The following is a 24,574-nucleotide window of genomic DNA, read 5'->3' on the forward strand; positions in this document are numbered from 1 at the left end:
ACTCGAATACTGGCCTTTCATCCAATTGTCATATTTCAGCCATAGAGTGTTCACACGGCCTGCTGATACTTGGCCCCGACTAACACACCCTATCTGCTAGGAGTAAGGCATGAAACTGAAGCGTTTGATGGCGGCAATGACTTTTGTCGCTGCTGGCGTTGCGACTGCCAACGCGTTCGCCGCTGTTGACCCTGCTATCCCGAGCTACACCAAGACCACTGGTGTGTCGGGCAACCTGTCCAGCGTCGGCTCCGATACCCTGGCCAACCTCATGACCCTGTGGGCTGAGAACTACAAAAAAGAATACCCGAACGTAAACATCCAGATTCAGGCCGCTGGCTCCGCCACTGCGCCACCTGCGCTGACTGAAGGCACCTCCAACCTGGGCCCGATGAGCCGCAAGATGAAGGACACCGAACTGGCTGCCTTCGAGCAGAAGTACGGCTACAAGCCAACCGCTATCCCGGTTGCCGTGGACGCCTTGGCTGTCTTCGTTCACAAAGACAACCCGATCCAGCACCTGACCATGGAGCAAGTCGACGCGATCTTCTCGTCCACTCGTCTGTGCGGCGCTAAAACCGACGTGAAAACCTGGGGTGACCTGGGTGTGACCGGCGACCTGGCCAACAAGCCGGTTCAACTGTTCGGTCGTAACTCGGTATCCGGCACCTACGGCTACTTCAAAGAAGAAGCCCTGTGCAAAGGCGACTACAAGCCAAACGTCAACGAACAACCAGGTTCGGCTTCGGTCGTGCAGTCGATCAGCTCCTCGCTGAACGGCATCGGTTACTCGGGCATCGGCTACAAAACCGCTAGCGTGAAGACTGTGGCCCTGGCCAAGAAAGGCAGCCAGGACTTCATCGAAGACACCGAAGAAAACGCCCTGAACGGCAAATACCCGCTGTCGCGCTTCCTCTACGTTTACGTCAACAAAGCCCCGAACAAGCCTCTGGCCCCGCTGGAAGCCGAGTTCGTGAAACTGGTTCTGTCCAAACAGGGCCAGGAAGTTGTAGTGAAAGACGGCTACATCCCACTGCCGGCCAAGGTTGCTGCAAAAGCACTGGCTGACCTGGGTCTGCAAGAAGGCGGCGCTGAAGTCGCAAAAAAGTAAAACCCTAGGTCCGGGTTGATCCCGGACCTGTAGGAGCAAAGCTTGCTCGCGAACGCGGTGGGTCAGTCGACATTGATACTGAATGTGACGACCCATTCGCGGGCAAGCCTCGCTCCTACAAGGCTCAGGGTTGCCATTTCCGGCAGCCCGGCCTCCCCAAATTTTTGATCCACTGCCAGTTCCCGCTGGCGGCGGATTTGTTGCGTCACTGCATTGTCATCTTTCTGTCATACAGGATCGCTAGGGTGTGCGCATGAATGATCTGGCCAATTCCACCATGACTACAAATCCCCCCAAGCGAATTGATTTCAATACGCCTGAGTTGCAACGCAAGCGCCGCATCCGCGCGCTCAAAGATCGCCTGACCCGCTGGTACGTCCTCGTTGGCGGCCTTGCCGTTCTCGGCGCGATCACGCTGATCTTCTTCTTCCTTGCCTACGTCGTCCTGCCCCTGTTCCAGGGTGCCGACCTGACCGCCAAGGAATCCATCACGCCCGCCTGGATGCAGGACGCCGGCAAGCCGCTGATGATCTCCCTGGAAGAGCAGAACCAGGTCGCCATGCGGGTTTCCGACAAAGGGCAGGCACTGTTTTTCGACATCGACAGTGGCGCCGAACTCAAGCGCGTCGATCTGCCGGTTCCGGCCGGCGCTACCGTGACCTCCATCGGCGAAGACCAACCGGGCCATCCATTGGTGGCGGTGGGCTTCTCCAATGGCCAGGCGCTGGTGTTCCGTCACACCTATAAAGTCAGCTACCCGGACGGCAAGAAGACCATCTCGCCGGCCGTCGAATATCCGTACGGCGAAACCCCGATTGCGCTGAACGAGGCGGGCGGTGCGCTGGAGCACGTCAGCCTCAACGCCACCGATTCGACCCTGATGCTGGTCGGTTCCACCGGTTCGCAACTCAATGTTCTGTCGCTGACCAGCGAAGAGAACATGATGACCGGCGAAATCACCAACGAGCAGAAACGCATCGATCTGCCGCAGATGACCGAGCCGGTGAAGAACATCTTCGTCGACCCGCGCCAGCAGTGGCTGTATGTGATTAACGGTCGTGCGCAAGCCGACGTGTTCAGCCTGCGCGACAAGAGCCTCAACGGTCGCTACAAGCTGCTCGAAAACGGCGAAGCCGAGATCACCGCCAGCACCCAACTGGTGGGCGGTATCTCACTGATCCTCGGCGACTCCAAAGGTGGCCTGGCCCAGTGGTTCATGGCTCGCGACCCGGATGGCGAACTGCGCCTGAAGCAGATCCGCACCTTCCAGATGGGCACCACGCCAATCGTTGAAATCACTGCCGAAGAGCGTCGCAAAGGCTTCATCGCCCTCGACGCATCCGGCAAGCTCGGCGTATTCCACAGCACCGCGCACCGCACCTTGCTGGTGGACCAGGTCGTGGAAGGCCAGGGCCTGTTCGGTCTGTCGCCACGGGCCAACCGCGTGATCGTGGAAGCCGGTGGCAAGATTCAACCGCTGCTGCTCGACAACCCGCACCCGGAAGTGTCGTGGAGCGCGCTGTGGAGCAAGGTCTGGTACGAGAACTACGACGAGCCTAAATACGTCTGGCAATCGACCGCCGCCAACACCGATTTCGAACCGAAGCTGAGCTTGTCTCCGCTGACCTTCGGCACCCTGAAAGCCGCGTTCTACGCCATGCTGCTGGCCGCGCCACTGGCCGTCGCTGCGGCGATCTATACCGCGTACTTCATGGCCCCGGGCATGCGCCGCAAGGTCAAGCCGGTGATCGAGCTGATGGAAGCGATGCCGACGGTGATCCTCGGTTTCTTCGCCGGTCTGTTCCTCGCACCGTATGTAGAAGGACATTTACCGGGCATCTTCAGCCTGCTGATGCTCTTGCCGATCGGCATTCTGGTGGCCGGCTTCGTCTTCAGCCGCCTGCCTGAATCGATCCGCCTGAAAGTGCCGGACGGTTGGGAAAGCGCGATTCTGATTCCGGTGATCCTGTTCGTGGGCTGGCTCTCCCTGTACATGAGCCCGTTCATGGAGAACTGGTTCTTCGGCGGCGACATGCGCATGTGGATCTCCCATGACCTGGGCATCACCTACGACCAGCGCAACGCACTGGTGGTCGGTCTGGCCATGGGCTTCGCGGTGATCCCGAACATCTACTCCATCGCCGAAGACGCCGTGTTCAGCGTGCCGCGTGGCCTGACCCTCGGTTCCCTGGCCCTCGGTGCCACGCCGTGGCAGACCATGACTCGCGTGGTGATCCTCACCGCCAGCCCGGGCATCTTCTCGGCGCTGATGATCGGCATGGGCCGCGCGGTCGGTGAAACCATGATCGTGCTGATGGCCACCGGTAACACCCCGGTCATGGAAATGAACCTGTTCGAAGGTCTGCGCACCCTGGCGGCCAACGTCGCGGTGGAAATGCCCGAATCGGAAGTCGGCGGCAGCCACTACCGCGTGCTGTTCCTCTCGGCGCTGGTGCTGCTGTTGTTCACCTTCGTCATGAACACCCTCGCAGAACTGATTCGTCAGCGTCTGCGCAAGAAATACTCGTCGCTTTAAGAAAGGTAGAAGTCTGTGAAACAGAACTCCCTGAATGGATGGTTCAAGAGCGGCGCCCCCGGCGTCTGGATCAGCGGTGGCGCGGTGTCCATCGCGGTCATCATGACCATTGGCCTGCTGGCGGTGATTGCCGTGCGCGGTCTGGGTCACTTCTGGCCGGCTGATTTGATTCACGCCAGCTACGACGTGCCGGGCCAGGCCAATCACCTGGTCATCGGCGAAGTGGTACAGAAAGAAGAAGTGCCGCGCGCGCGCCTGAAAAGCGCCGGGCTGCCAGTGCCTGACGAAGGCCCGGAGTTCATGACCCGCGAGCTGATCAAGGTCGGCAACCGCGACTTGAATGGCAACGACTTCACCTGGATCGTCGGCGAGTGGCTGACCAACCAGAAGACGCCGCCTGAGCTGATGGCCATCGAGCGTCGCGAGTGGGGCAATTTCTACGGCTACCTGGTCAACGTCAAGCAGGACGGCAAGGTCATCGCTGAAGGCGAAGCCGCGTGGCCTGAGTTGCAGGCCCGTGTTGCCCGCGTCAACCAGCTCGCCTCTCAGCTCAAGACCCTGGAAAAAGTCGACATCGGCGCGATCAACTCAGGCCTCGAACGCATCCGTCTGCACGGTCGCAAACTTGAACTGGCCGGCAAGCTCGATGCCACCGCGCAAGCGGACATGGAATCCGAGCGCGCCGAGCTGAACGCACGTTATCAGGACATCGAAGCACGCCTGAACGACCTGCACGCCCAGTTCAATCGCGATAGCCTGACGGCCCGCGATGCCAACGGCAAAGAGATTGAAATCGGCATCGGCAAAGTGGTTCACGCCTATCAGCCGAACGCCATGGGTACGATGACCAAGATCGGTTTCTACTTCAGCAAGGTCTGGGAATTCCTCAGCGACGACCCGCGTGAAGCGAACACCGAAGGCGGGATTTTCCCGGCCATCTTCGGCACCGTGATGATGACCCTGATCATGGCAATGATCGTGACTCCGTTCGGCGTACTGGCGGCGGTTTACCTGCGTGAATACGCCAAGCAGAACACGCTGACGCGGATTATCCGCATCGCCGTGAACAACCTGGCGGGCGTTCCGGCGATCGTTTATGGCGTGTTCGGTCTGGGCTTCTTCGTTTACGTGCTGGGCGGCTCGGTCGACCGGTTGTTCTTCCCTGAAGCGCTGCCGGCACCGACCTTCGGTACGCCGGGTCTGCTCTGGGCTTCGTTGACCCTGGCGCTGCTGGCGGTGCCGGTGGTGATCGTGGCCACCGAAGAAGGCCTGGCGCGGATTCCTCGCACCGTGCGTGAAGGCTCGTTGGCCCTCGGCGCGACCAAGGCGGAAACCCTGTGGAAGATCGTGCTGCCGATGGCCAGCCCGGCAATGATGACCGGCATGATCCTCGCCGTGGCTCGCGCCGCCGGTGAAGTGGCGCCGCTGATGCTGGTGGGTGTGGTGAAACTGGCGCCGTCGCTGCCGCTGGATGGCAACTACCCGTACCTGCACCTTGACCAGAAGATCATGCACTTGGGCTTCCATATTTATGACGTCGGCTTCCAGAGCCCGAACGTCGAAGCCGCACGACCGCTGGTGTACGCCACAGCGTTGCTGCTGGTGCTGGTGATCGCGACATTGAACCTGTCGGCCGTTTATATCCGTAACCACCTGCGCGAGAAATACAAAGCGCTGGATAGCTGATTTAGCGCCGCTCCCTGTAGGAGCCAGGCTTGCCGGCGAAGGCGATTTCAAGGACGCCTTCGCGGGCAAGCCTCGCTCCTACAGGACGGCAACACCGCTGGCCCATTATGTGAGGCCAGCGGACAACCGAACCGAATTTGTCAGCACAGGGAGCTTCCCATGCAGCACGAAACACATACCCACGGCATCAACATGTCTGCCCTGGGCCGCGACAAACAGAGCCTGAGCCTTGCGCAGGAAACCGTGGCCATTGAAGTGCCGGGCCTGAGCCTGTTCTACGGCGACAAACAAGCGCTGTACGACGTCAGCATGAACATCCCGAAACAGCGCGTGACCGCCTTCATCGGCCCGTCCGGCTGCGGCAAGTCCACGCTGCTGCGCACCTTCAACCGCATGAACGATCTGGTTGACGGCTGCCGCGTAGAAGGTGAAATCAACCTCTACGGCAACAACATCTACCGCAAGGGCGAAGACGTGGCCGAGCTGCGTCGTCGCGTCGGCATGGTGTTCCAGAAGCCGAACCCGTTCCCGAAAACCATTTACGAAAACGTGGTTTACGGCCTGCGCATCCAGGGCATCAACAAAAAGCGCGTCCTCGACGAAGCCGTCGAGTGGGCGTTGAAAGGCGCGGCGCTGTGGGACGAAGTCAAAGACCGTCTGCATGAGTCGGCACTCGGCCTGTCCGGTGGTCAGCAACAACGTCTGGTGATCGCGCGCACCATCGCCGTGGAGCCGGAAGTGCTGCTGCTCGACGAACCGTGCTCGGCACTCGACCCGATCTCGACGCTGAAAGTCGAAGAGCTGATCTACGAACTGAAATCGAAATTCACCATCGTCATCGTGACCCACAACATGCAACAGGCCGCGCGGGTTTCCGACTACACGGCGTTCATGTACATGGGCAAACTGGTGGAATTCGGCGACACCGACACCTTGTTCACCAATCCGGCGAAGAAGCAGACCGAAGACTACATCACTGGTCGCTACGGCTAGGAAGCTGTTGTTGCTCACTGAACTGACGCTGCGGTCCACCGCACCTTACCGGACGCTCCAAGGACGCCAACATGATTAGCAAAGAAGGCCTTACCCATCACATCTCCCAGCAGTTCAACGCTGAGCTCGAGGAAGTGCGCAGCCACCTCCTGGCCATGGGCGGGCTGGTCGAGAAACAGGTCAACGACGCGGTCACTGCGCTGATCGAGGCCGACTCCGGCCTGGCCCAGCAAGTGCGCGAGATCGACGACCAGATCAACCAGATGGAGCGCAACATCGACGAAGAATGCCTGCGCATTCTGGCCCGTCGTCAGCCGGCCGCGTCCGACTTGCGTCTGATCATCAGCATCTCCAAGTCGGTGATCGACCTTGAGCGCATCGGTGACGAAGCAACCAAGATCGCCCGTCGCGCCATCCAGTTGTGTGAAGAAGGCGAAGCCCCACGCGGTTACGTCGAGGTGCGCCACATCGGCGACCAGGTGCGCAACATGGTTCGCGATGCACTGGACGCGTTTGCCCGTTTCGACGCCGACCTGGCGTTGTCGGTGGCGCAGTACGACAAGATCATCGACCGCGAATACAAGACCGCCCTGCGTGAGCTCGCCACCTACATGATGGAAGACCCACGCTCTATCTCGCGGGTCTTGAGCATCATCTGGGTGCTGCGTTCGCTGGAGCGCATCGGCGACCACGCGCGCAATATTTCCGAGCTGGTGATTTATCTGGTGCGCGGCACCGACGTGCGTCACTTGGGCCTCAAGCGCATGAAAGAAGAAGTTGAAGGCACAAGTGGTGAAACCGCTAATGTTCCGGGCAAAGTTGACGATAAGTAAGATTGCCCAAGTAAAGCGCCCGGCCTTTTGGCCGGGCGTTTTTGTTTACGGGTTTGTGAATTTGAATGCAGCACCCGCGAACGAAAAGTCCCGGCGTGACTGAAGGTTTATGGCGATGCGCCATCAGTAAAGCGGTATGCTTGCCGGGATTTTTTAAAGGGGTGATGGATGAGTAAGGTCAGTGTATTGGTCGTGGATGATGCGTCGTTCATTCGTGACCTGGTGAAGAAGTGCCTGCGCAACTACTTCCCGGGGATCCGGATCGAAGACGCGGTCAACGGCAAGAAGGCTCAGGCCTTGCTGGCGCGGGAAGCGTTCGATCTGGTCCTGTGCGACTGGGAAATGCCGGAAATGTCCGGCCTGGAACTGCTGACCTGGTGCCGCGAGCAGGACAATCTAAAGACCATGCCCTTTGTCATGGTGACCAGCCGTGGCGACAAAGAGAACGTTGTCCAGGCGATTCAGGCCGGTGTATCCGGCTACGTCAGCAAGCCGTTCACCAACGAACAACTGCTGACCAAGGTCAAGCAGGCGCTGAACAAGGTCGGCAAGCTCGACACCTTGATGAACAGCGCACCGACCAAAATGAACTCGGCGTTCGGCAATGATTCCTTGAGCGCGTTGACCGGCGGCAAGCCTGCCATGGCCAGCGTTGCACCTGCTGCTGCACCGATTGCCCGACCTGCCGCCGCTGCACCAGCGCCAGCACCCGCGGCGGCTGCCCCGTCCCGTGGCCTGCTCAACAGCCCGCCGGTAAAAGCACCGGCGGCGTCTGCAGCACCTACCGGTGGTCGTGGCCAAGGCCAATTGCGCCTGCCCAATGGCATTCAGCAATGCGTGATCAAGGCGTTGAGCCTCAAGGAAGCGCTGCTGGTGGTCAAACGCAGCGAAGCCCTGCCGCAAGTGCTCGACAGCGCCGTGCTCGATCTGGAGCAGGGCGACAACGCTGAAGTCGCCCGCCTGAACGGTTACCTGCACGCCATCGTCGCCCACGAGCAGAAACCCGACAGCGAATGGCTGCAACTGACGTTCCGCTTTGTTGACCAGGATGCGCAGAAACTGGATTACATCTCCCGTTTGATAGCACGTGGTACGGCGCAGAAGCATTTCGTTCCAGGCGCATAACCTTCGTCGCCTGACAGTCCGCCATCGCTAGCAGGCTAGCTCCCACATTGGAATGCATTTCCCTGTGGGAGCTAGCCTGCTAGCGATGGGGCCATCACATACACCGCACATCTGCGCAACAGCCCATTTTGAAACATCTGCCGACTACCCGGGTCCATTGCAGCTGCTAGGCTCATCCCCAGGCCTTACTCGACAGAATCCTGCCCATGCTCGCGCGCCTGCTGTTTTGCTGTGGTCTGTTCATGGCGTCCTCTACGGCCATGGCCATGACCATCTACAAATCCACCGATGCCAATGGCGTGGTCTCCTACAGCGACCGCCCCACGAAAGGCGCCAAGGTGTTCACTTTTCGTGATCGCATGGTCGAGCACCTTGAGCGTCAGGTGTACCTCGTCATCACCAAGAAAAAAGGCGTGGACAGCGTGTACGTGCGCAACGACCTGTATGCGCCGGTACAGATCGAGTTGAGCTTTGCCGGGCTGCAGAACGTCAGCGGTGCGCCGAGCCGACCGATTCGCCGGGTCATGCCGGCGCGCAGCAGCATTCGCTTGGCGCTGCTCACGGCGACGCGGGCTGAAAGGCCGCTCGCGTACACCCCCAGATTTGAATACTTCCTGGGTGATCCCTCAGGGGCCGCCATGGCCTATCGATACCCGTTCCCCTGGCGCGGTGGACCGTTTCGGTTGAGTCAGGGCGCCAATGGCCAATACAGCCACTTCGGCCCGAAGAACCGCTACGCGATGGATATCGCGATGCCTGAGGGCACGCCGATCATTGCTGCGCGGGGCGGGGTAGTGGTGAAAACCGAGAACGCCCAGACCGGGCGCGGCAACGATCCGTCAGGCAATTTCGTGCGGGTGCTGCACGATGACGGGACGATGGGCGTGTACTTGCACCTCAAGCGAGGTTCGGTGAGTGTTCGCGAGGGGCAGCGGGTGTCGGTGGGCAGTCCGCTGGCGCTGTCGGGCAACACCGGCAACAGCAGCGGGCCGCACCTGCATTTCGTGGTGCAGCGCAATACCGGGATGGGGCTGGTGTCGATTCCGTACCAGTTCAATCAACCGGTGGGCAACCTGCCGAACTTTGCGCTCGGCAAGCAATGATTTGTAGTCCGGACTGACGCTTTCGCGAGCAGGCTCGCTCCCACATTGGAATGCGTTTCCCTGTGGGAGCGAGCCTGCTCGCGATGGGATCGATGCGGTTCCGGATCAGCCGATCAATCCAGCATCAACACCTTGGCCAAAATAATCTTCGGCCCTTTCATCTTCTTGATGATGATCCGCAAACCTTCAACTTCCAGCACCTCTTCCTCCTCCGGCACCCGTTTCAGGGATTCATATACCAGCCCGGCGAGGGTTTCGGCTTCGACGTGGTCCAGGTCAATGCCCAGCAGACGTTCGACCTTGAACAACGGCGTATCGCCGCGAACCAGCAACTTGCCCGGCTGGTACGCGAGAATCCCGCGCTCAGCCTTGCGGTGTTCGTCCTGAATGTCGCCGACCAGCACTTCCAGCACGTCTTCCATGGTCAGGTAGCCGATGACATTGCCATCGGCCTCTTCGACCAGTGCGAAGTGCGAGCCGCCTTTGCGGAACTGTTCCAGCAACTGCGACAGCGGCATGTGGCGCGACACGCGTTCCAGCGGTCGGGTCAGCTCAGCCAGGTTGAACGACTCGGGAATGTGGTCCAGCGCGGCCAGTTCCAGCAGCAGGTCCTTGATGTGCAGCAGGCCGACGAACTCCTGGCGATCGCTGTCGTACACCGGATAACGGCTGAACTTGTGGCGACGGAACATCGCCAGGATTTCCTTGAGCGGTGCATTGAACTCCAGCGTCACCAGGTCTTCGCGGGAGTTGGCCCAGTCGACCACTTCCAGCTCGCCCATTTCCACCGCCGAGGCCAATACGCGCATGCCTTGGTCGCTCGGGTCCTGGCCACGGCTGGAGTGCAGGATCAGTTTCAGTTCTTCGCGGCTGTAATGGTGCTCGTGATGGGGGCCGGGTTCACCCTGGCCAGCAATGCGCAGGATGGTGTTGGCGCTGGCGTTGAGCAGGTAAATCGCCGGGTACATCGCCCAATAGAACAAGTACAGCGGCACGGCGGTCCACAGCGACAGCAATTCGGGTTTGCGGATGGCCCAGGATTTCGGCGCCAGTTCACCCACCACGATGTGCAGGTACGAGATGACAAAGAAGGCGGCGAAGAACGACACGGCCTTGATCACTTCGGCCGACTGCACGCCGACGGCTTCCAGCAGCGGTTCGAGGATGTGCGCGAACGCCGGTTCACCGACCCAGCCAAGGCCGAGGGAGGCGAGGGTGATACCCAATTGGCAGGCCGACAGGTAGGCATCGAGCTGACTGTGAACGGTGCGCAGGATGTGCCCGCGCCAGCCGTTTTTATCAGCGATGGCCTCGACCCGGGTCGAGCGCAGTTTGACCATGGCAAATTCCGCCGCAACGAAAAATCCGTTGAGCAACACCAGGATCAGAGCAAAAAGAATCATGCCGAAGTCGGCAAAGAGTGTTGCGAGGGTCAAGCCAGGGGAAGGGTCCATGATGGAGTTTTGCGGGTTCCGTGTATTCGAAAAGGGGGTCAATGCGGTGCCTGAAGGGCAGGCACAAGTCAGCCAATGTAGCGGCTGACCGGGTGCTTGCCTAGTGGCGAATGCTGGCCGGTATCAGTCGGCCGTGCTGATGACTCGGGATTTGGTGACCTGGGCGGGCGCGAAATGGCAGGTAAACGTACTGCCGTGCCCCGGCACGCTGCTGATTTCCATCCGTGCGCGGTGGCGCAGCAGCACATGTTTGACGATTGCCAGCCCAAGCCCGGTGCCGCCGGTGTTGGAGTTGCGGCTGGAATCGACGCGGTAGAACCGTTCGGTCAGGCGCGGCAGGTGTTTGCTGTCGATACCGATGCCGGAATCCTGCACGCTCAGGTGCGCGCCTTGCTCGTCGCCCCACCAGCGTATGCGGATATTGCCTTCGGCCGGGGTGTATTTCACCGCGTTGAACACCAGGTTGGAAAACGCACTGCGCAATTCGGCTTCGCTGCCCTTGAGCAGAATCGTCGGATCGGCTTCCAGGGTGATGCGCTGGTTTTTCTGCCCGGACAGTTGCTGGGCGTCGCCCTTGATCGATTGCAGCAAGCCATCGATGGCCACGGGCTGGTTGTCCGACGGGTAATCGGTGGCTTCCAGTTTGGCCAGCAGCAGCAAGTCGTTGAGCAACGTCTGCATGCGCCCGCCTTGCTGCTGCATTTGCTGCAGGGCACGGGTCCAGCGCGGGTTCACGTCATCGACGTTGTCGAGCAGGGTTTCCAGATACCCGCAGATCACCGTCAGCGGCGTGCGCAGTTCGTGGGAAACGTTGGCGATAAAGTCTTTGCGCATCTGTTCCAGCTGATGGATGCGTGTCACGTCGCGCACCAGCATCAAGTGTTCGTTGTTGCCGTAACGGGTGATGTACAGCTGAATGCGCAGTCGATCATTGATCGGCGAAGGGATTTCCAGCGGCTCGGCGTAGCTGTCCTGCTCGAAGTATTCCTTGAAGCGCGGGTGGCGCACCAGGTTGGTCACCGGCTGGCCGCTGTCCTGCGGCGTCTTGAGACCGAGCAGGGTTTCCGCGGCGCGGTTCCACCATTCGAGGTTGCCGTCGGTGTCGAGCATGATCACCGCGTCTTTCAACGCGGCGGTGGATTCCTGGACCCGGTCGATCACCGCTTGCAGGCGTCCGCGCACGCGTTGGTCGCGGCGTTGCAGGTGATAGATGCTGTCGAACACTTCGCCCCACAGGCCATAGCCATCGGGCGGCGCTTCATCGGGTTTGTGCAGGCGCAGCCACTCGTGCAGACGCAGCAATTGCTTGAGGGTCCAGGCCAGGTAAAGGCCCAGGCCCGCAGCGAGGCTCCAGCCGTAGTAGCCGGTAATCAGGCCGATCACCAGGCAGGCGGTGACCAGTAGCAGCATGTGGCGAATCAGGGTGCCATGCCAGTTTTGGTTCACTTGAACGCGCGTCCTTGTCAGCTTGTCGGGCGGGAAAGGGCTGAATCAGGCTTTGGTGGAAAACCGGTAGCCGGTGCCGCGCACGGTTTGTACCAGATTTTCATAGGCATCACCGAGGGCTTTGCGCAGGCGACGGATGTGCACGTCGACGGTGCGCTCCTCGACATACACATTGCCGCCCCACACCTGATCCAGCAACTGACCACGGGTGTAGGCGCGTTCCTGGTGGGTCATGAAGAATTGCAGCAAGCGGTATTCGGTCGGGCCCATCTCGGCGGGTTTGCCGTCGATGGTCACGCGGTGGCTGATCGGGTCCAGCAGCAGGCCGCCGACTTCAATCGGTGCCTCGCCATCGGTAGGGCCGGCGCGGCGCAGCACGGCTTTGAGGCGCGCAACCAGCTCACGAGGGGAAAACGGTTTGGTGATGTAGTCGTCGGCGCCGACTTCCAGGCCCTGGATCTTGTTGTCCTCTTCGCCCTTGGCGGTGAGCATGATGATCGGGATGTCCCCGGTCAGCTCATCGCGCTTGAGGCGGCGGGCCAGTTCGATGCCGGAGGTGCCGGGCAGCATCCAGTCGAGCAGGATCAGGTCCGGTTTGCGGTCGACGATGATCGCGTGGGCCTGCTGCGAATTTTCGGCCTCCAGGCAGTCATAGCCGGCCATTTCCAACGCAACGGCGATCATTTCGCGAATGGGCGCTTCGTCGTCGACGATCAGAATGCTCCTGCCAACCATGCCTTTAATCCTCTTGTCATTTAACTGTCTTGCGCCGCATTAGATAACGGAATTATTGCAGTCGTGTGACAGTATTTTAGTCGCCCGGCGATTGTCGCGAACCTGAACTAAGCTCTAAGTCCGAATCCTGACAACCACAAAAGGAAGGTTTCCATGAAGAAATACTCGCATTCCTTCAAGGCTTTGATGCTGACCGCAGCCCTGGCGTTGCCGGCAATGGCCTTCGCGGCTGAGCCTGTGATGATGAAAGACGGTGTGATGGCGGACCACAAGGGCATGACCCTGTACACGTTCGACAAGGACACCACCGCTGGCAAGTCGGTGTGCACTGGTGAATGTGCAGAGTACTGGCCACCGTTCAAGGCGGAAGCGGGCGCCAAGGCCGAAGGTGACTGGACAATCGTCAAGCGTGACGATGGCACGATGCAGTGGGCCTACAAGGGCAAACCGCTGTACTACTTCAAGAAGGACGCGAAACCGGGTGACAAAACGGGCGACAAAGTGAAGGACGTCTGGCACGTGCTCCAAGGGCCGAAGATGTAAGGCCGATCCGAAACGGCGGCCTCGTTTCCGTAGGAGCGAGGCTTGCCCGCGAAGGCGTCAGCCGCCTCACCGCATCGCGTAATCCAAAACAATCCCCACAAAAATCGCCAACCCCGCCCAATGGTTGTGCAAAAACGCCTTGAAGCAGCGCATCCGGTCCTTGTCACGGGTGTACCAAAACTCCCACGCAAAACAGCCCGCCGCCGCCAGCAGTCCCAGGTGGAACCAGCCACCCAACTCGAATTTCGACCCGGCCAGTAACAGGCAACCCAACGCCAACCCTTGCAAGGTCAGGATGATCACCCGGTCCGCCTCGCCAAACAGAATCGCCGTGGATTTCACACCGATCTTCAAGTCGTCGTCGCGATCAGTCATCGCGTAATAGGTGTCATAACCCACCGTCCACAGCAGGTTGGCGATCCACAGCAGCCACGCCGCCGCCGGCAGTTCGCCGGTTTCGGCGGTGAATGCCATCGGCATCCCCCAGGAAAACGCCGCGCCCAGCACCACTTGCGGGTAATAGGTGTAGCGCTTCATGAACGGGTAAGTGAAGGCCAGCGCCAAACCGCCGAACGACAACCACACCGTTGCCGCATTGGTGCACAACACCAGCAGGAAACTCACGCCCATCAGCAATGCAAAGAACACCAGGGCTTCTTTGGAGCTGATCTTGCCGCTCGGCAGCGGGCGCTGTTCGGTGCGTTTCACATGGCCATCGACCTTGCGGTCCGCCCAGTCGTTGATCACGCAACCGCCGGCGCGGGTCAGCACCACGCCGAGCACGAAGATCACCACGTTGGCCAGCGACGGCGAACCTTTGCCGGCAATCCACAACGCCCACAGCGTCGGCCACAGCAGCAGGTAAATGCCGATGGGTTTGTCCATGCGCGTCAACTGAATGAAATCCCAGGCCCGAGGGTTCAAGCGGTTCAGGGACTTGAGCAGGCTCTGGTACATCAGCAGTTCTCCGGATGGGCGCGGGTGGCGTGCCACAAGGTCGGCAGGAAAATCTCGGCCACCAGCACGCTCAAGGCGCCACGGTCGAAGCGCGAGCGACGGCCCCACAACTCAGGTGCCCGGCACTCCACCGGCAGCCACTCCTGAGGATAGTGACAAACCTCGATGGCGCGACGCTGAAACGCCTGATCGCAAAACAGCAACTCGCCCAGCGAGCGGCTGCCCAACTCGTCCATGTGCAACCCGTCGCCCTGCAACGCGCTGCGTGCCGCCACACTGCGGGCGAACACCCAGGCTTCACCGTGGCCGCGCAGATACACCTCGCGCACCCAGCCTTCACTGTCTTCGGCCAGGTCCAGTGCCGCACATTCGTCCGCGCGCAGCGGTTGCCAGCCTTCGAACAGCGGCGTGACGCTGAAGCTGTCATTCGACAGGCGGGTCAGCCGTCGGGTCAGCGAACCTTCGTCGAACAACCAGTCGAGGGTAGACGTGTCGGGGAGCGGCGAAAGTCGGCTTTGGGGAAGCCAGAAAGGAGGTTTTGAGTGCGGCACAGTGAGTCATTATTGGCAGCAAATGAGGCGGCGAGCTTACCATGTCGGTCGGTGATTTTGATTGATCCGGCGCCCCATTGCGTCGAACAGGCTTGCATCTGCCGGGCCCGATCAGTACAAAACGCCCTGAGCCGGACGGCAGCGCTGCAACCATCGACCGTTCGCGCCGGCAATAAGCCTGAATCCTGAGGATGTACCTGAATGAAAAAGTGGCAATGTGTGGTCTGCGGCCTGATCTACAACGAAGCCGACGGCTGGCCGGATGACGGCATTGCGCCGGGCACCCTGTGGCAAGACGTGCCGGAAGACTGGCTGTGCCCGGACTGCGGCGTCGGCAAGATGGATTTCGAAATGATCGAAATCAACTAAGACATTTAGAGGAGTAAGGAATGAACGCACCTGTCGTGATCGTCGGCACCGGGCTGGCTGGCTACAACCTCGCCCGGGAGTTTCGCAAACTCGATAGCGAAACCCCGCTGCTGCTGATTACCGCCGATGACGGGCGCTCCTACTCCAAGCCGATGCTTTCCACGGGCTTCGGCAAGAACAAAGACGCCGACGGCCTGAGCATGGCCGAACCCGGCGCCATGGCCGAACAGCTGAAGGCCGAAGTGCGCACCCACACGCGCATCAGCGGCATCGATCCTGGCCACAAGCGCCTGTGGATCGGCGAAGAATCGGTGATCTACCGCGACCTGATCCTGGCCTGGGGCGCCGAAACCGTGCGTGTGCCCATCGAAGGCGATGCGGCGGACGCCGTGTTCCCGATCAACGACCTCGAAGACTACGCGCGCTTTCGTGCGGCAGCGGCCGGCAAACGCCGGGTGCTGTTGCTCGGTGCCGGCCTGATCGGCTGTGAATTCGCCAACGACCTGATCCTTGGCGGTTACGAGGTGCAACTGGTTGCACCGTGCGAACAGGTCATGCCGACCTTGCTGCACCCGGCGGCAGCCGCTGCGGTCCAGGCCGGGCTGGAAAGCCTCGGCGCGCGTTTCCACCTCGGGCCGGTGCTCAACCGCTTGCAGCGTGTTGAAGAGGGTTTGGAAGCGCATCTGTCTGACGGTCAGGTCATCCCGTGCGACGTGGTGGTCTCCGCCATCGGCCTGCGTCCGCGCATCGACCTGGCCGCCGCCGCCGGTGTGCAGGTCAATCGCGGCGTGGTGGTCGATCGCCACCTGAAAACTTCTCACGCCAACATCTACGCCCTGGGCGACTGCGCCGAAGTCGACGGGCTGAATTTGCTGTACGTGATGCCCCTCATGAGCTGTGCGAGAGCGCTGGCACAAACCCTCGCCGGCAACCCGACAGCCGTGAGCTACGGCGCGATGCCGATCACCGTCAAAACGCCGGTTTGCCCGTTGGTGGTTTCGCCGCCGCCACGGGGTTTGGAGGGCGTCTGGACCGTCGAAGGGCAGGGCGCTGACATCAAGGTTTTATGCCGCGATGCCGCCGGAAAACTGCTCGGTTATGCCCTGACAGGCGCGGCGGTGATGGAAAAACTCGCACTGAACAAAGAGCTTCCACCGCTGCTGGCGTAAATACCGGTCGTTCTGTCGGAATCACCCCTCTTTTGCCCCCACAAACGTCGCGCCGAGACTGGCGCGGCTCTTCCGTGCGTGCCATTCTCACTCCCGTCTGCCGCAGAGTAGAGCACCTGCGGCGCTTTGGGCGCTGTTCCAACGAGAACAGCACGGACATAACAACAAAAAACCGTCAAAGGGGCTTCACTAATGCGTAAACCAGAACTCGCCGCCGCCATCGCGGAAAAAGCAGATCTCACCAAAGAACAGGCCAACCGCGTTCTCAACGCCGTTCTCGAAGAAATCACCGGCGCCCTGCACCGCAAGGACAGCGTGACGCTGGTCGGCTTCGGCACCTTCCTGCAACGCCACCGCGGCGCCCGCACCGGCAAAAACCCGCAAACCGGTGAGCCAGTAAAAATCAAGGCCAGCAACACCGTTGCGTTCAAGCCAGGCAAATCGTTGAAAGACAGCGTTAATCCGTAACACGCACCGACGCCCGCATAGCGGGTGAGCGGAACAAAAAATGGGCACGCCAACCAGGTTGGGTGCCCATTTTTTATGGCTGACGAGGTGCTCTTTGTAGGAGCCGGCTTGCTGGCGATAGCGTCCTATCAACCAACATCAACGTCGCCTGACACACCGCCATCGCCAGCAAGCTGGCTCCTACAGATCTGCGTGCCGGGCGAATCCCCCGGCTTCCCGCGCGGCGAGGCCGCGACATAAAAATGGGCATGCCAACGGAATGTCGAACGACAACACTCACTGTAGGAGCCGGCTTGCCGGCGATAGCGTCCTATCAATCAACATCAATGTCGCCTGACACACCGCCATCGCCAGCAAGCCGGCTCCTACAGGTATACGTGCGTGACGGATCAAACGGTCCGACTTTGTTGCTTGGCGAAAACCGCCGCCATCTCGGGCTCATCCAGATGATCCAGCGCACGCTCCACCAACAAATGCACCCCGTCGGCCATGCGGCTGAGCGCCAGGGCTACGGAGCGGCGTGAGCCGTCCACATCGTCGGCAAGGTCGGCGGCGATGGCGCTGATGGATAGCAGATCTTCCGAGGCGTTGGCGAGGAGGGCTTCGGTGTTGATGCCGGGGCAGACGCTGAAGAGCTGGCCGTTGCGTTTCGGTGGTTTGGGTTCGGTTGGCGGGAAGTGATGGTCGAGGGCGCGTTCGGCGGCTTCGTTGAGTTTGTTTGAGGCGGGGCTTTCGTATGGGGAGATTGGGTCGGTGTCTGGCGGGTTGGGAGTTACCTTGAACATGATCTTCAATTCCTTGAGTGATGCCGACACCACTTCGCCGACTAAACGAAGGGGTGGCAGCTGTACGCAGGTTAGTCGGACCGGGGAATTGAAGAAGCCGGCGCACCCGAAGGTGCCCTACGCACAGCCACCATCAAATGCAGGTTGGAAATACCTGCCTGACGGACGCTTGTGCATCTTCAATTACCAGCGAGCGACTAAACCCGATCACTGATGAGCAGTGACACGAACCAAGTTACCGACCGCCCCCAAGGCGCACAAGCCGGCGGATTCTGGCGTAGCCGTAGGCAACGACGCAAGGTGTTGTAGCTTGCAGGACGTTACCTTGAGGCGTTTTAAACAAGCGCTATTGATCGGTGTTTAACCATCGGAAATGTTGGCATTCCTTACCAGCTTCCATAGGGGATTCCGAACTTTTCTACGTAAGCCTTGGATGCCTCAGACAAGGGTCGATGCTTGCCACCGGATTTTCCTTCATAGGGACCCCTTGGGTTAATGGTTCCTTCGACTCGAGCAATCTCGACCGACTTCAAGCAAGGACCGCCCAGCCATATCTTGGCAATACCGCCCGGCGCCAGACCAATGCCAATGTCATCGCGGTAATCGGTGATCCATTTACTGTCAGCTCTGCAAAAAGCCTTTTCAGGTTTGCTCATGATCTCCCGCGCCGATTCGGGTATGACGATGTAAGCCTCGTAGGTTTGTGGTTCCGCCAATGACTGCCAGCGCACGTAAATCAGACGAGGCAGGTCCGCGCCAATTACGTCACGACCTGCACCTCGGCCGGGACTTTTGGGCCAACCAGCGGGCTCTCCTTTGTTGTCTCTTGGGGTTAGTACCGATGCGATCCCAGAGCCCGCACGACGAAAAACACGTTCGCGGATATCTACAACGTCCGCTGTTTCAATCCAGACTTCCATGTAATCCGGCGCCCCGAAGCCCAGCGACCAAGGCCCGTCGTGCCTTGATTGCGCTAAACTTTGTAGGTTTGCGGTCAGCAGCAAACCTAAAAGTAGACCGACGCTTATTTTTGAATGACGGAGGAAATTACTCATGAGAATGCACCACACGTTTGCCGCCATTGGCAGGCCGGTTGATAAACATGATGTTCATGTCGCTGCTATCAAAGTCTCTAGCTGCGTTCCAGCAAGCGGAAAGGTGGATGTAGCGACTGCGTAACACCGCTCTTTCTTCAACCGTCAGTCCTTCGATCTCTGTGTCACCAAGGGCGTAGGCTTGCAGCTTTTTGTGGATGGAAACCAAATCGGACGGTAGGGCGAGTTTCGGGTCATTGGCATCGATAAGGTCAAACGGCACATCGTGTCTAACTGCCAACTCACGCATGATCCGCAAATACACTAACGACAGTTCGCCACGAACCGGGCGTTCGATGGAGGCAGCTGCGTATACCTTCTTCAGTGGGTCGGTGTTGGTTCCACCAAGCTCCTTTGAATAAGGCGCCGGCCTTTCCCAATACGCCACTTTGATATTGTTACGCGGACCTTCTACGTCGATGACGCCTTTTCCATACCAGGCGAATGCCTCTTTTTCAGCGGAAAGGTAAGCGGCACTTCGGGTTGCCGCCATGCTCTCGCTCACTGTGCTAGTTGTAGGTTTACCTAGCAGGAGTTTTTCATGGGCTATTGGCAAATAACCACCGCCAAGGTCTGAGTGCACGCCGGGCAAAACCAGATCGGTGCTACCTAGGCTGTTGAGAGCGAAGTTTTCGCGAACTTCGTCTCGCGCGACCAGGTGCACAACCTTATTGGCACAGCCGTTGGGGAGTCTCAGATTCACTCCAGGGTTTCTACCGTTGGCGACCGTAAAATCGAAAAAACCAGGCTTGGCAATGGCTGCAACGGTATCGAACAGGCCGATAAAATTGATGGCAACCCCGGCTTTTATGCGCCAGTTAAAACTACGTGAAAAGATCGTGGACGTAGCGGGGAGTGCCAGCGCTAAAACGCTTTTCTCACCGTTAAGCACTTCGTTCGCGAAATGCCGGGCCGCTGCAGCTCCTCGACTAAAACCAAAAATGTCGAACTCGATTTTTTCGATAACTACGTTTGGGTTTCCCTCTTGGAACAACCGTATTTGCTCCAGGATTTTTGCAGGGGTCTGTTCAACGCGGGCAACTACGCCAGTTTCGCCCCTACCTGTGATAAGCCCGTGGTACGAGTCTTCACCGTTGCTTTTTGTGCCGATTCCTTCCACATAGATGCGCAAAAAGGCTTTTTCCTCGTCCGCGGGAATAGGTTTGGATGAGTGATCTGCATACAGGTCATAAAGCCTCGCGATATTGCTCACATCATTCCCATAACTATTGTCCGGCGAGCTCCCATTGCCGTCATACCCATAAGCCGCGCAATACTTCTGTACCTCCTCGGCAGCCTCCTCCAATTTGGCGTCCGGCGCATAGCAGGCTGCCACGGTCTCACTGTTGGCTTTGTTGTTCCCCGTACCATCGAAGAACACCCCGATCCGCAACGTAATCCCTTCTTCTTCAACCTCTTCCTCTTCTTCCTCCAGCTCATCCTCTTCCAACGGCTCAGGCACAACCGCCGCCAACAACCCCGCGACCGTCCCCGGCAACAACGCATGCGCCGCCATCCCCGTTCCCGGCGAACCACCGACCTCAACCTCACTACTGCTGAACACCCCACCCGCATCGATCACGACATGGTGACCACCGGCCTTCAACGTAATGCTGGCGCCCGCGTCCAGCACCAGATGGGCGCCAGCCTTGATATGAACGTGCTCACCGGCCTCAACCACCCACGCTTCGCCAATCTGGTTGTGGCTACTCCCGGCAATTTGCAGATAGTCATTGGCCTTGAGCTGAACCTTTCTATCCGCTGTAACCGTGCGATGTTCCTCCGCGCCGAGCACCGCGATGCTGTTGCCCTTGATCGCTTCCCGACGCTCATTCCCCACGTCCAGTCGGCTGTCGTTCCCGACCTTCTGCTCCATGTCCCGCTGCGCTCGCAGGTAGATCAACTCCAGCCCGGCGCGGTCTTCGATCGACAGTTCGTTATAGCCACCGGTATGCGGCGAGCTGTGGCTGCGCAGCACGGTTCTGGTTTTGTTTTCGGGCAAGGGGTAGGGCGCCGGTGTGACCTTGTTGATCAGGCAACCGGTTATGAGTGGGTTATCTGGATTGCCTTCGAGGTAGGTGACGAGGACTTCCATGCCGATGCGCGGAATGGTCACCGCGCCGAAATGATCCCCCGCCCAACTGGACGCCACCCGCAGCCAGCAACTGCTTTGTTCGCTGTTGTGCTCAGCGCGGTCCCAATGGAATTCGACTTTGACGCGACCGTCTTCATCGCAGTAGATCTCTTCCCCGATAGGCCCGGTGACGCGGGCGGTCTGGCAGACGAGCACGGGGCGTTGTGCGGGCATCGGCGGCCGATAAAACACGTCCCAGGGAATCGCGCTGAAGCTGTTTTGGTAGCCCTGGGTAAAACTGCCCTCGGTGTCAGTGATTGACTCTTCCAGCACCTGCGGCTGTTTGCCGATATGAGTAACGCTGAGCAACAGCCACAGGTCGTTGTACGTGGCGCGTGGGTGATCCGTCAGGCTGAAAAAGTGGCCGCTGCGCAGGCACGGTTGATCGCTTTTGCCCTTGGCCAATTGATAGTCGGCGCGGTGCCGCTCCAGTGCTTGCCGAGTGAGCTGTTTGCCGTGCTTTTCGGTCTCGAAAAACAGCGGGTAACGATAGTCTTCAAGCTCGGGGCTGAACTCGGCGATGAAGCGACTTTCCAGCAGCAAGCTCGGGTGTTTCGGGTCGTAGTTTCGGCGGGTGACTTTGCTGGGGCGAGTGCTGTAACGCATGGAAAACTGGCTGACGACCGGATGCTCCGCCACCATGCCGGCGCCTTGCAGGTAGGGCGTTTCGCCCAATTTCGCAAAGGCGGTCTGATCATCGCTGAACACCAGCACATGGCCTTCCCGTGAGTGCTGGTGATGCCACGCAATGCCATCCTCGGCGCACAGTCGCCGGACGAACTCAAAACAACTTTCCCCATATTGGGTGCAGTATTCGCGCTCGGGACTCGTTCTGACGTGGAAGCTAAATGCATCGGCTTGAATGCCATGCCCCTTGAGTACCTGAGCGATGATTTGCGGCGCCGTCAGGCCCTGGAAAATTCGCTGATCGTGACTGAACTGCAAGTCATGCAGCGCCGGCACCAGGTGCATGCGATAGCGGGTCAGGCGCTTGCCGACTTCGCCTACGGACACCCTGGTGACATGGCCATGAATGCCCTCGCCGTTGAGGCCGAACTGTAGAAAGGCGGGTTGGTTGAGCAAGCTTTCCAGATCGAAATCCGGATGCTCGCTGACCAGGTCAACCTGGATCGAATACAAGGCGCTGATGGTTTCCGTGCCTTCGAAGGCCAGCACTTTGAAGTCGTTGCGAATCGTCGGGATAAGGAGGGTGAAGTGGGCAACGTTGGCCGATGCAAGCATGCGCTTATCCTTTTGCTACGTAGTCGCTCGTCCTTAAGCTGAAAGAAAAATCGGCGAAACCGAGCCATACGTGCCCGGATTAAGTCGCCAAAATGCCGGGCACGCTAACAAGGCATGCAAAGTATTGATGTAGGAAGGATCTTGAAGAGTGGTGTGATATTTCCCAGATACCCGAAGTTCCATTTTGGAACTTTGTTTTAAATTCAAAGTGGCCATCATAGTGATGGCACTTTTCTTATCGGCAGTTGTCACTCGTCGCTTTATTCATCGATGTCGTAACATTTCGGAATGCTCCTACATTTATATTTTTTAGTTTTTGGCATGCTGCGCGCCTGCCAAAGGGAGCAATCGGCAATGAATATGCGATTAATTCAGGTGAAAGAAGCGGAGGCCTCTACCTCAACGGTTTCAGGGCGTTTGGTCGAGCGCTGAATTATTAAACTGACATCAGGGATCCCCTTGCTACATATAGGGAGATCTCCTACGAGAGATAAACGCGCTTCGTCTTATTGTTTAATCGGGTGCTTGCTAGTGGCCATCATCGTGAGTACGATGCGCCCACTTTGAAAGAGCACGATCTCAATTGGATGAGACATTTCGCAGCTCTTTGATTCTGTCTCACGCCGTTGGAACTCCAATGAGCGTATGACCGTAATCCAAACTAAAGGCCATGGATGTCCTACTCAAGCAAACTTTCTGCTCATTACCTCGATCTCGCAAAAGCCTCTGTTTCCAAAGAGAATTTCGCGGGCGAGGATGTTCGCTTTTCGAGCGAATATGAGTCACTGGAAAGCGAGCTGGCCAAAGCCTCGTCCATGCACGAAAGCGGTCAGATCGACTGGCTGAAAATCCGTGAAAACAGCGAAAACCTGCTGCGCACCCAGTCCAAGGATTTGCGCGTCGGCGCCTGGCTGACCTGGGCCCTGTACCAGCGCGAATCCTTCCAAGGCCTGCTCGCCGGCCTCGGTTTGCTGCACTACCTGTGCGAAAGCCACTGGGCTGAAGTCCACCCGAACAAGGCACGTACGCGCTCCGCTGCGATCAGTTGGCTGGTGCCGCGTCTTGAGCAGGTGCTGACCGAAAACGTCGCGATCAAAGAGCAGTTGCCGATGTTCCGCCGTCTGGTGGAACACCTGGAAGGCCTCGACGCCGCGTGCACCGAGCACCTGGGTGACGACGCGCCGTTGCTGCTGCCAATCTCCCGCCGTCTGAAAAACATGGTGCAACGCGCCGCCGACAACCAGCCGGAACCTGGCGTGGTCGGTGCAGCCGTGGCTCAGGTCAAACAAGTCGCGACGCAACTGCTGACGCCCGGCGCGCCGATCGACAACGAAAAAGAAGCCCACAAAGCCCTGCGCGCCCAGCAAGAAAGCGCCCGGCCATTGTGCGCCTGGTGGCTCAAGCAGAAAGCCACCGACCTGCGTGCCCTGCGCCTCAATCGCACGCTGTTGTGGTTGCCCATCGACGCTGTCCCCGAACGTAATGCCGAGCAGATCACCGTGCTGCGCGGCTTGCCGGCGGACAAGCTCAAGGCCTATCAGGACCGTTACGACCAAGGCAAATACGCTGACCTGTTGGTGGAACTGGAGGCGAGCCTGGCGAAGGCGCCGTTCTGGTTCGATGGCCAGCGAATGGTCTGGGAATGCCTCCAGGCACTCAACGCAGAAATGGCGATGCGCGAAGTGGAAATCCACTTCGCGCTTTTGGTTCAGCGCCTGCCCGGCATTGTCGAATTGCGTTTCCATGACGGCGCGCCGTTTGCCGATCCGGCCACTCGCGCCTGGATCAGCGCCAACGTCATGCCGCACCTGCAAAGCGCCAGTGCGCCACGCAAAGTCGAAGTCGCCGACACCCAGCCCGCCTGGGAACTGGCCCTCGAAGAGGTCCTGCCGATTCTGCGCAAGGACGGCCTCAAGGCCGCTGTGCAAATCCTCAAGCAGGGCCTGCAAAGCGCCAACGGCGGGCGCGTGCGGTTCTTCTGGCAGTTCGCCCTCGCGCGGCTGTGCTTCATGGCCAAGAAATACGAACTGGCCAAGACCCAACTCGAAACCCTCGACCAAACATTACAGGACTCAGGCCTGCACGCCTGGGAGCCCGATCTTGCGCTGGAAGTGCTGCATTTACTGCATAGCTGCTGCGAGTTGTTGCCGCAGAACCATGCCGTACGTGAACGCAAGGAAGAGATTTATCGCAGGCTGTGCCACCTCGATCTCGAAGTGGTACTCGAATAGGCCCCAGGG

Annotated in this window: 21 protein-coding genes; 12 read left to right on the forward strand and 9 right to left on the reverse strand. The window is 59.3% G+C overall.

Translation table 11 applies throughout. The features are described 5' to 3' along the window. Positions 1-109 precede the first annotated feature (109 nt). On the forward strand, positions 110-1,111 hold the full coding sequence (locus KGA97_RS01695; RefSeq protein ID WP_008038131.1) for a phosphate ABC transporter substrate-binding protein PstS: 1,002 nt from the start codon (positions 110-112) through the stop codon (positions 1,109-1,111). A 62-nt stretch (positions 1,112-1,173) separates the two neighbouring features. Here KGA97_RS01695 and KGA97_RS01700 read toward each other — a convergent pair whose 3' ends face one another. Then, positions 1,174-1,320, reverse strand: a complete 147-nt coding sequence (locus KGA97_RS01700) for a hypothetical protein (protein ID WP_157222763.1) — start codon at positions 1,318-1,320, stop codon at positions 1,174-1,176. 44 nt (positions 1,321-1,364) lie between these two features. Here KGA97_RS01700 and KGA97_RS01705 point away from each other — a divergent pair, with 44 nt between their 5' ends. The 6 genes from KGA97_RS01705 to KGA97_RS01730 all read left to right on the forward strand — a co-directional run bounded on the left by KGA97_RS01705 (position 1,365) and on the right by KGA97_RS01730 (position 9,387). Further along, positions 1,365-3,647, forward strand: coding sequence for an ABC transporter permease subunit (locus KGA97_RS01705; protein ID WP_008030700.1), 2,283 nt, complete (start codon positions 1,365-1,367; stop codon positions 3,645-3,647). 15 nt (positions 3,648-3,662) lie between these two features. Next, positions 3,663-5,333 carry a phosphate ABC transporter permease PstA gene (gene pstA, locus KGA97_RS01710; RefSeq protein ID WP_008030699.1) on the forward strand — a complete coding sequence of 557 codons (1,671 nt, stop codon included), beginning with the start codon at positions 3,663-3,665 and terminating at the stop codon, positions 5,331-5,333. A 159-nt stretch (positions 5,334-5,492) separates the two neighbouring features. Then, a complete protein-coding gene (pstB, locus tag KGA97_RS01715) occupies positions 5,493-6,326 on the forward strand; it encodes a phosphate ABC transporter ATP-binding protein PstB (RefSeq protein ID WP_008030698.1) in 834 nt (277 codons plus the stop codon). 71 nt (positions 6,327-6,397) lie between these two features. Next, complete coding sequence (gene phoU, locus KGA97_RS01720; protein WP_008030696.1) at positions 6,398-7,159, forward strand: phosphate signaling complex protein PhoU; 762 nt, start codon at positions 6,398-6,400, stop codon at positions 7,157-7,159. A 168-nt stretch (positions 7,160-7,327) separates the two neighbouring features. Continuing rightward, positions 7,328-8,284: a response regulator gene (locus KGA97_RS01725; protein WP_008038130.1), complete on the forward strand. Its 957-nt coding sequence runs from the start codon at positions 7,328-7,330 to the stop codon at positions 8,282-8,284. A 206-nt stretch (positions 8,285-8,490) separates the two neighbouring features. Then, positions 8,491-9,387: a peptidoglycan DD-metalloendopeptidase family protein gene (locus KGA97_RS01730; RefSeq protein WP_223434113.1), complete on the forward strand. Its 897-nt coding sequence runs from the start codon at positions 8,491-8,493 to the stop codon at positions 9,385-9,387. Positions 9,388-9,500: 113 nt separating this feature from the next. Here KGA97_RS01730 and KGA97_RS01735 read toward each other — a convergent pair whose 3' ends face one another. The 3 genes from KGA97_RS01735 to phoB form a co-directional block, all read right to left on the reverse strand. Then, on the reverse strand, positions 9,501-10,841 hold the full coding sequence (locus KGA97_RS01735) for a hemolysin family protein (RefSeq protein WP_008030693.1): 1,341 nt from the start codon (positions 10,839-10,841) through the stop codon (positions 9,501-9,503). A 123-nt stretch (positions 10,842-10,964) separates the two neighbouring features. Further along, positions 10,965-12,251: a phosphate regulon sensor histidine kinase PhoR gene (gene phoR / locus KGA97_RS01740; RefSeq protein ID WP_219739792.1), complete on the reverse strand. Its 1,287-nt coding sequence runs from the start codon at positions 12,249-12,251 to the stop codon at positions 10,965-10,967. A gap of 81 nt (positions 12,252-12,332) precedes the next feature. After that, on the reverse strand, positions 12,333-13,022 hold the full coding sequence (phoB, locus tag KGA97_RS01745) for a phosphate regulon transcriptional regulator PhoB (RefSeq protein WP_007896474.1): 690 nt from the start codon (positions 13,020-13,022) through the stop codon (positions 12,333-12,335). Between the two features lie 153 nt (positions 13,023-13,175). Between phoB and KGA97_RS01750 the strand changes: the two genes are divergently transcribed. Next, positions 13,176-13,565 carry a hypothetical protein gene (locus KGA97_RS01750; protein ID WP_223480111.1) on the forward strand — a complete coding sequence of 130 codons (390 nt, stop codon included), beginning with the start codon at positions 13,176-13,178 and terminating at the stop codon, positions 13,563-13,565. A 66-nt stretch (positions 13,566-13,631) separates the two neighbouring features. Here the strand turns inward: KGA97_RS01750 and ubiA are convergent, their stop codons facing one another. Continuing rightward, positions 13,632-14,522 carry a 4-hydroxybenzoate octaprenyltransferase gene (gene ubiA / locus KGA97_RS01755; protein WP_223480112.1) on the reverse strand — a complete coding sequence of 297 codons (891 nt, stop codon included), beginning with the start codon at positions 14,520-14,522 and terminating at the stop codon, positions 13,632-13,634. Continuing rightward, entirely contained in the window at positions 14,522-15,073 is a 552-nt protein-coding gene (locus KGA97_RS01760) for a chorismate--pyruvate lyase family protein (protein WP_008038114.1), read from the reverse strand. The genes ubiA and KGA97_RS01760 overlap by 1 nt, the downstream gene beginning before the upstream one ends. A 201-nt stretch (positions 15,074-15,274) precedes the next feature. On the opposite strand from KGA97_RS01760, the gene KGA97_RS01765 reads away from it, so the two are divergent. The 3 genes from KGA97_RS01765 (at position 15,275) to KGA97_RS01775 (ending at position 17,079) form a co-directional block, all read left to right on the forward strand. Then, positions 15,275-15,442: a rubredoxin gene (locus KGA97_RS01765; protein WP_007954349.1), complete on the forward strand. Its 168-nt coding sequence runs from the start codon at positions 15,275-15,277 to the stop codon at positions 15,440-15,442. A gap of 20 nt (positions 15,443-15,462) precedes the next feature. Then, entirely contained in the window at positions 15,463-16,611 is a 1,149-nt protein-coding gene (locus KGA97_RS01770) for an NAD(P)/FAD-dependent oxidoreductase (protein ID WP_207284973.1), read from the forward strand. 192 nt (positions 16,612-16,803) lie between these two features. Beyond that, positions 16,804-17,079 (forward strand): HU family DNA-binding protein, encoded by a 276-nt coding sequence (locus tag KGA97_RS01775; protein ID WP_003213368.1) that lies wholly within the window; start codon positions 16,804-16,806, stop codon positions 17,077-17,079. A gap of 389 nt (positions 17,080-17,468) precedes the next feature. On the opposite strand, the gene KGA97_RS01780 is transcribed toward KGA97_RS01775, so the two are convergent. The 3 genes from KGA97_RS01780 to tssI all read right to left on the reverse strand — a co-directional run bounded on the left by KGA97_RS01780 (position 17,469) and on the right by tssI (position 22,334). Continuing rightward, a complete protein-coding gene (locus KGA97_RS01780) occupies positions 17,469-17,864 on the reverse strand; it encodes a DUF6124 family protein (protein WP_223480113.1) in 396 nt (131 codons plus the stop codon). A gap of 386 nt (positions 17,865-18,250) precedes the next feature. Further along, complete coding sequence (locus tag KGA97_RS01785) at positions 18,251-18,919, reverse strand: DUF2931 family protein (RefSeq protein ID WP_223480114.1); 669 nt, start codon at positions 18,917-18,919, stop codon at positions 18,251-18,253. After that, positions 18,912-22,334, reverse strand: coding sequence for a type VI secretion system tip protein TssI/VgrG (gene tssI / locus KGA97_RS01790; protein ID WP_223480115.1), 3,423 nt, complete (start codon positions 22,332-22,334; stop codon positions 18,912-18,914). Before tssI ends, KGA97_RS01785 begins: the two co-directional genes overlap by 8 nt. 674 nt (positions 22,335-23,008) lie before the next feature. Here tssI and tssA point away from each other — a divergent pair. After that, positions 23,009-24,565: a type VI secretion system protein TssA gene (gene tssA / locus KGA97_RS01795; protein ID WP_008038109.1), complete on the forward strand. Its 1,557-nt coding sequence runs from the start codon at positions 23,009-23,011 to the stop codon at positions 24,563-24,565. Positions 24,566-24,574: the final 9 nt, after the last annotated feature.

The organism is Pseudomonas sp. BF-B-15, assembly GCF_019946675.1.
Taxonomy (GTDB): Bacteria; Pseudomonadota; Gammaproteobacteria; order Pseudomonadales; family Pseudomonadaceae; genus Aquipseudomonas; species Aquipseudomonas migulae.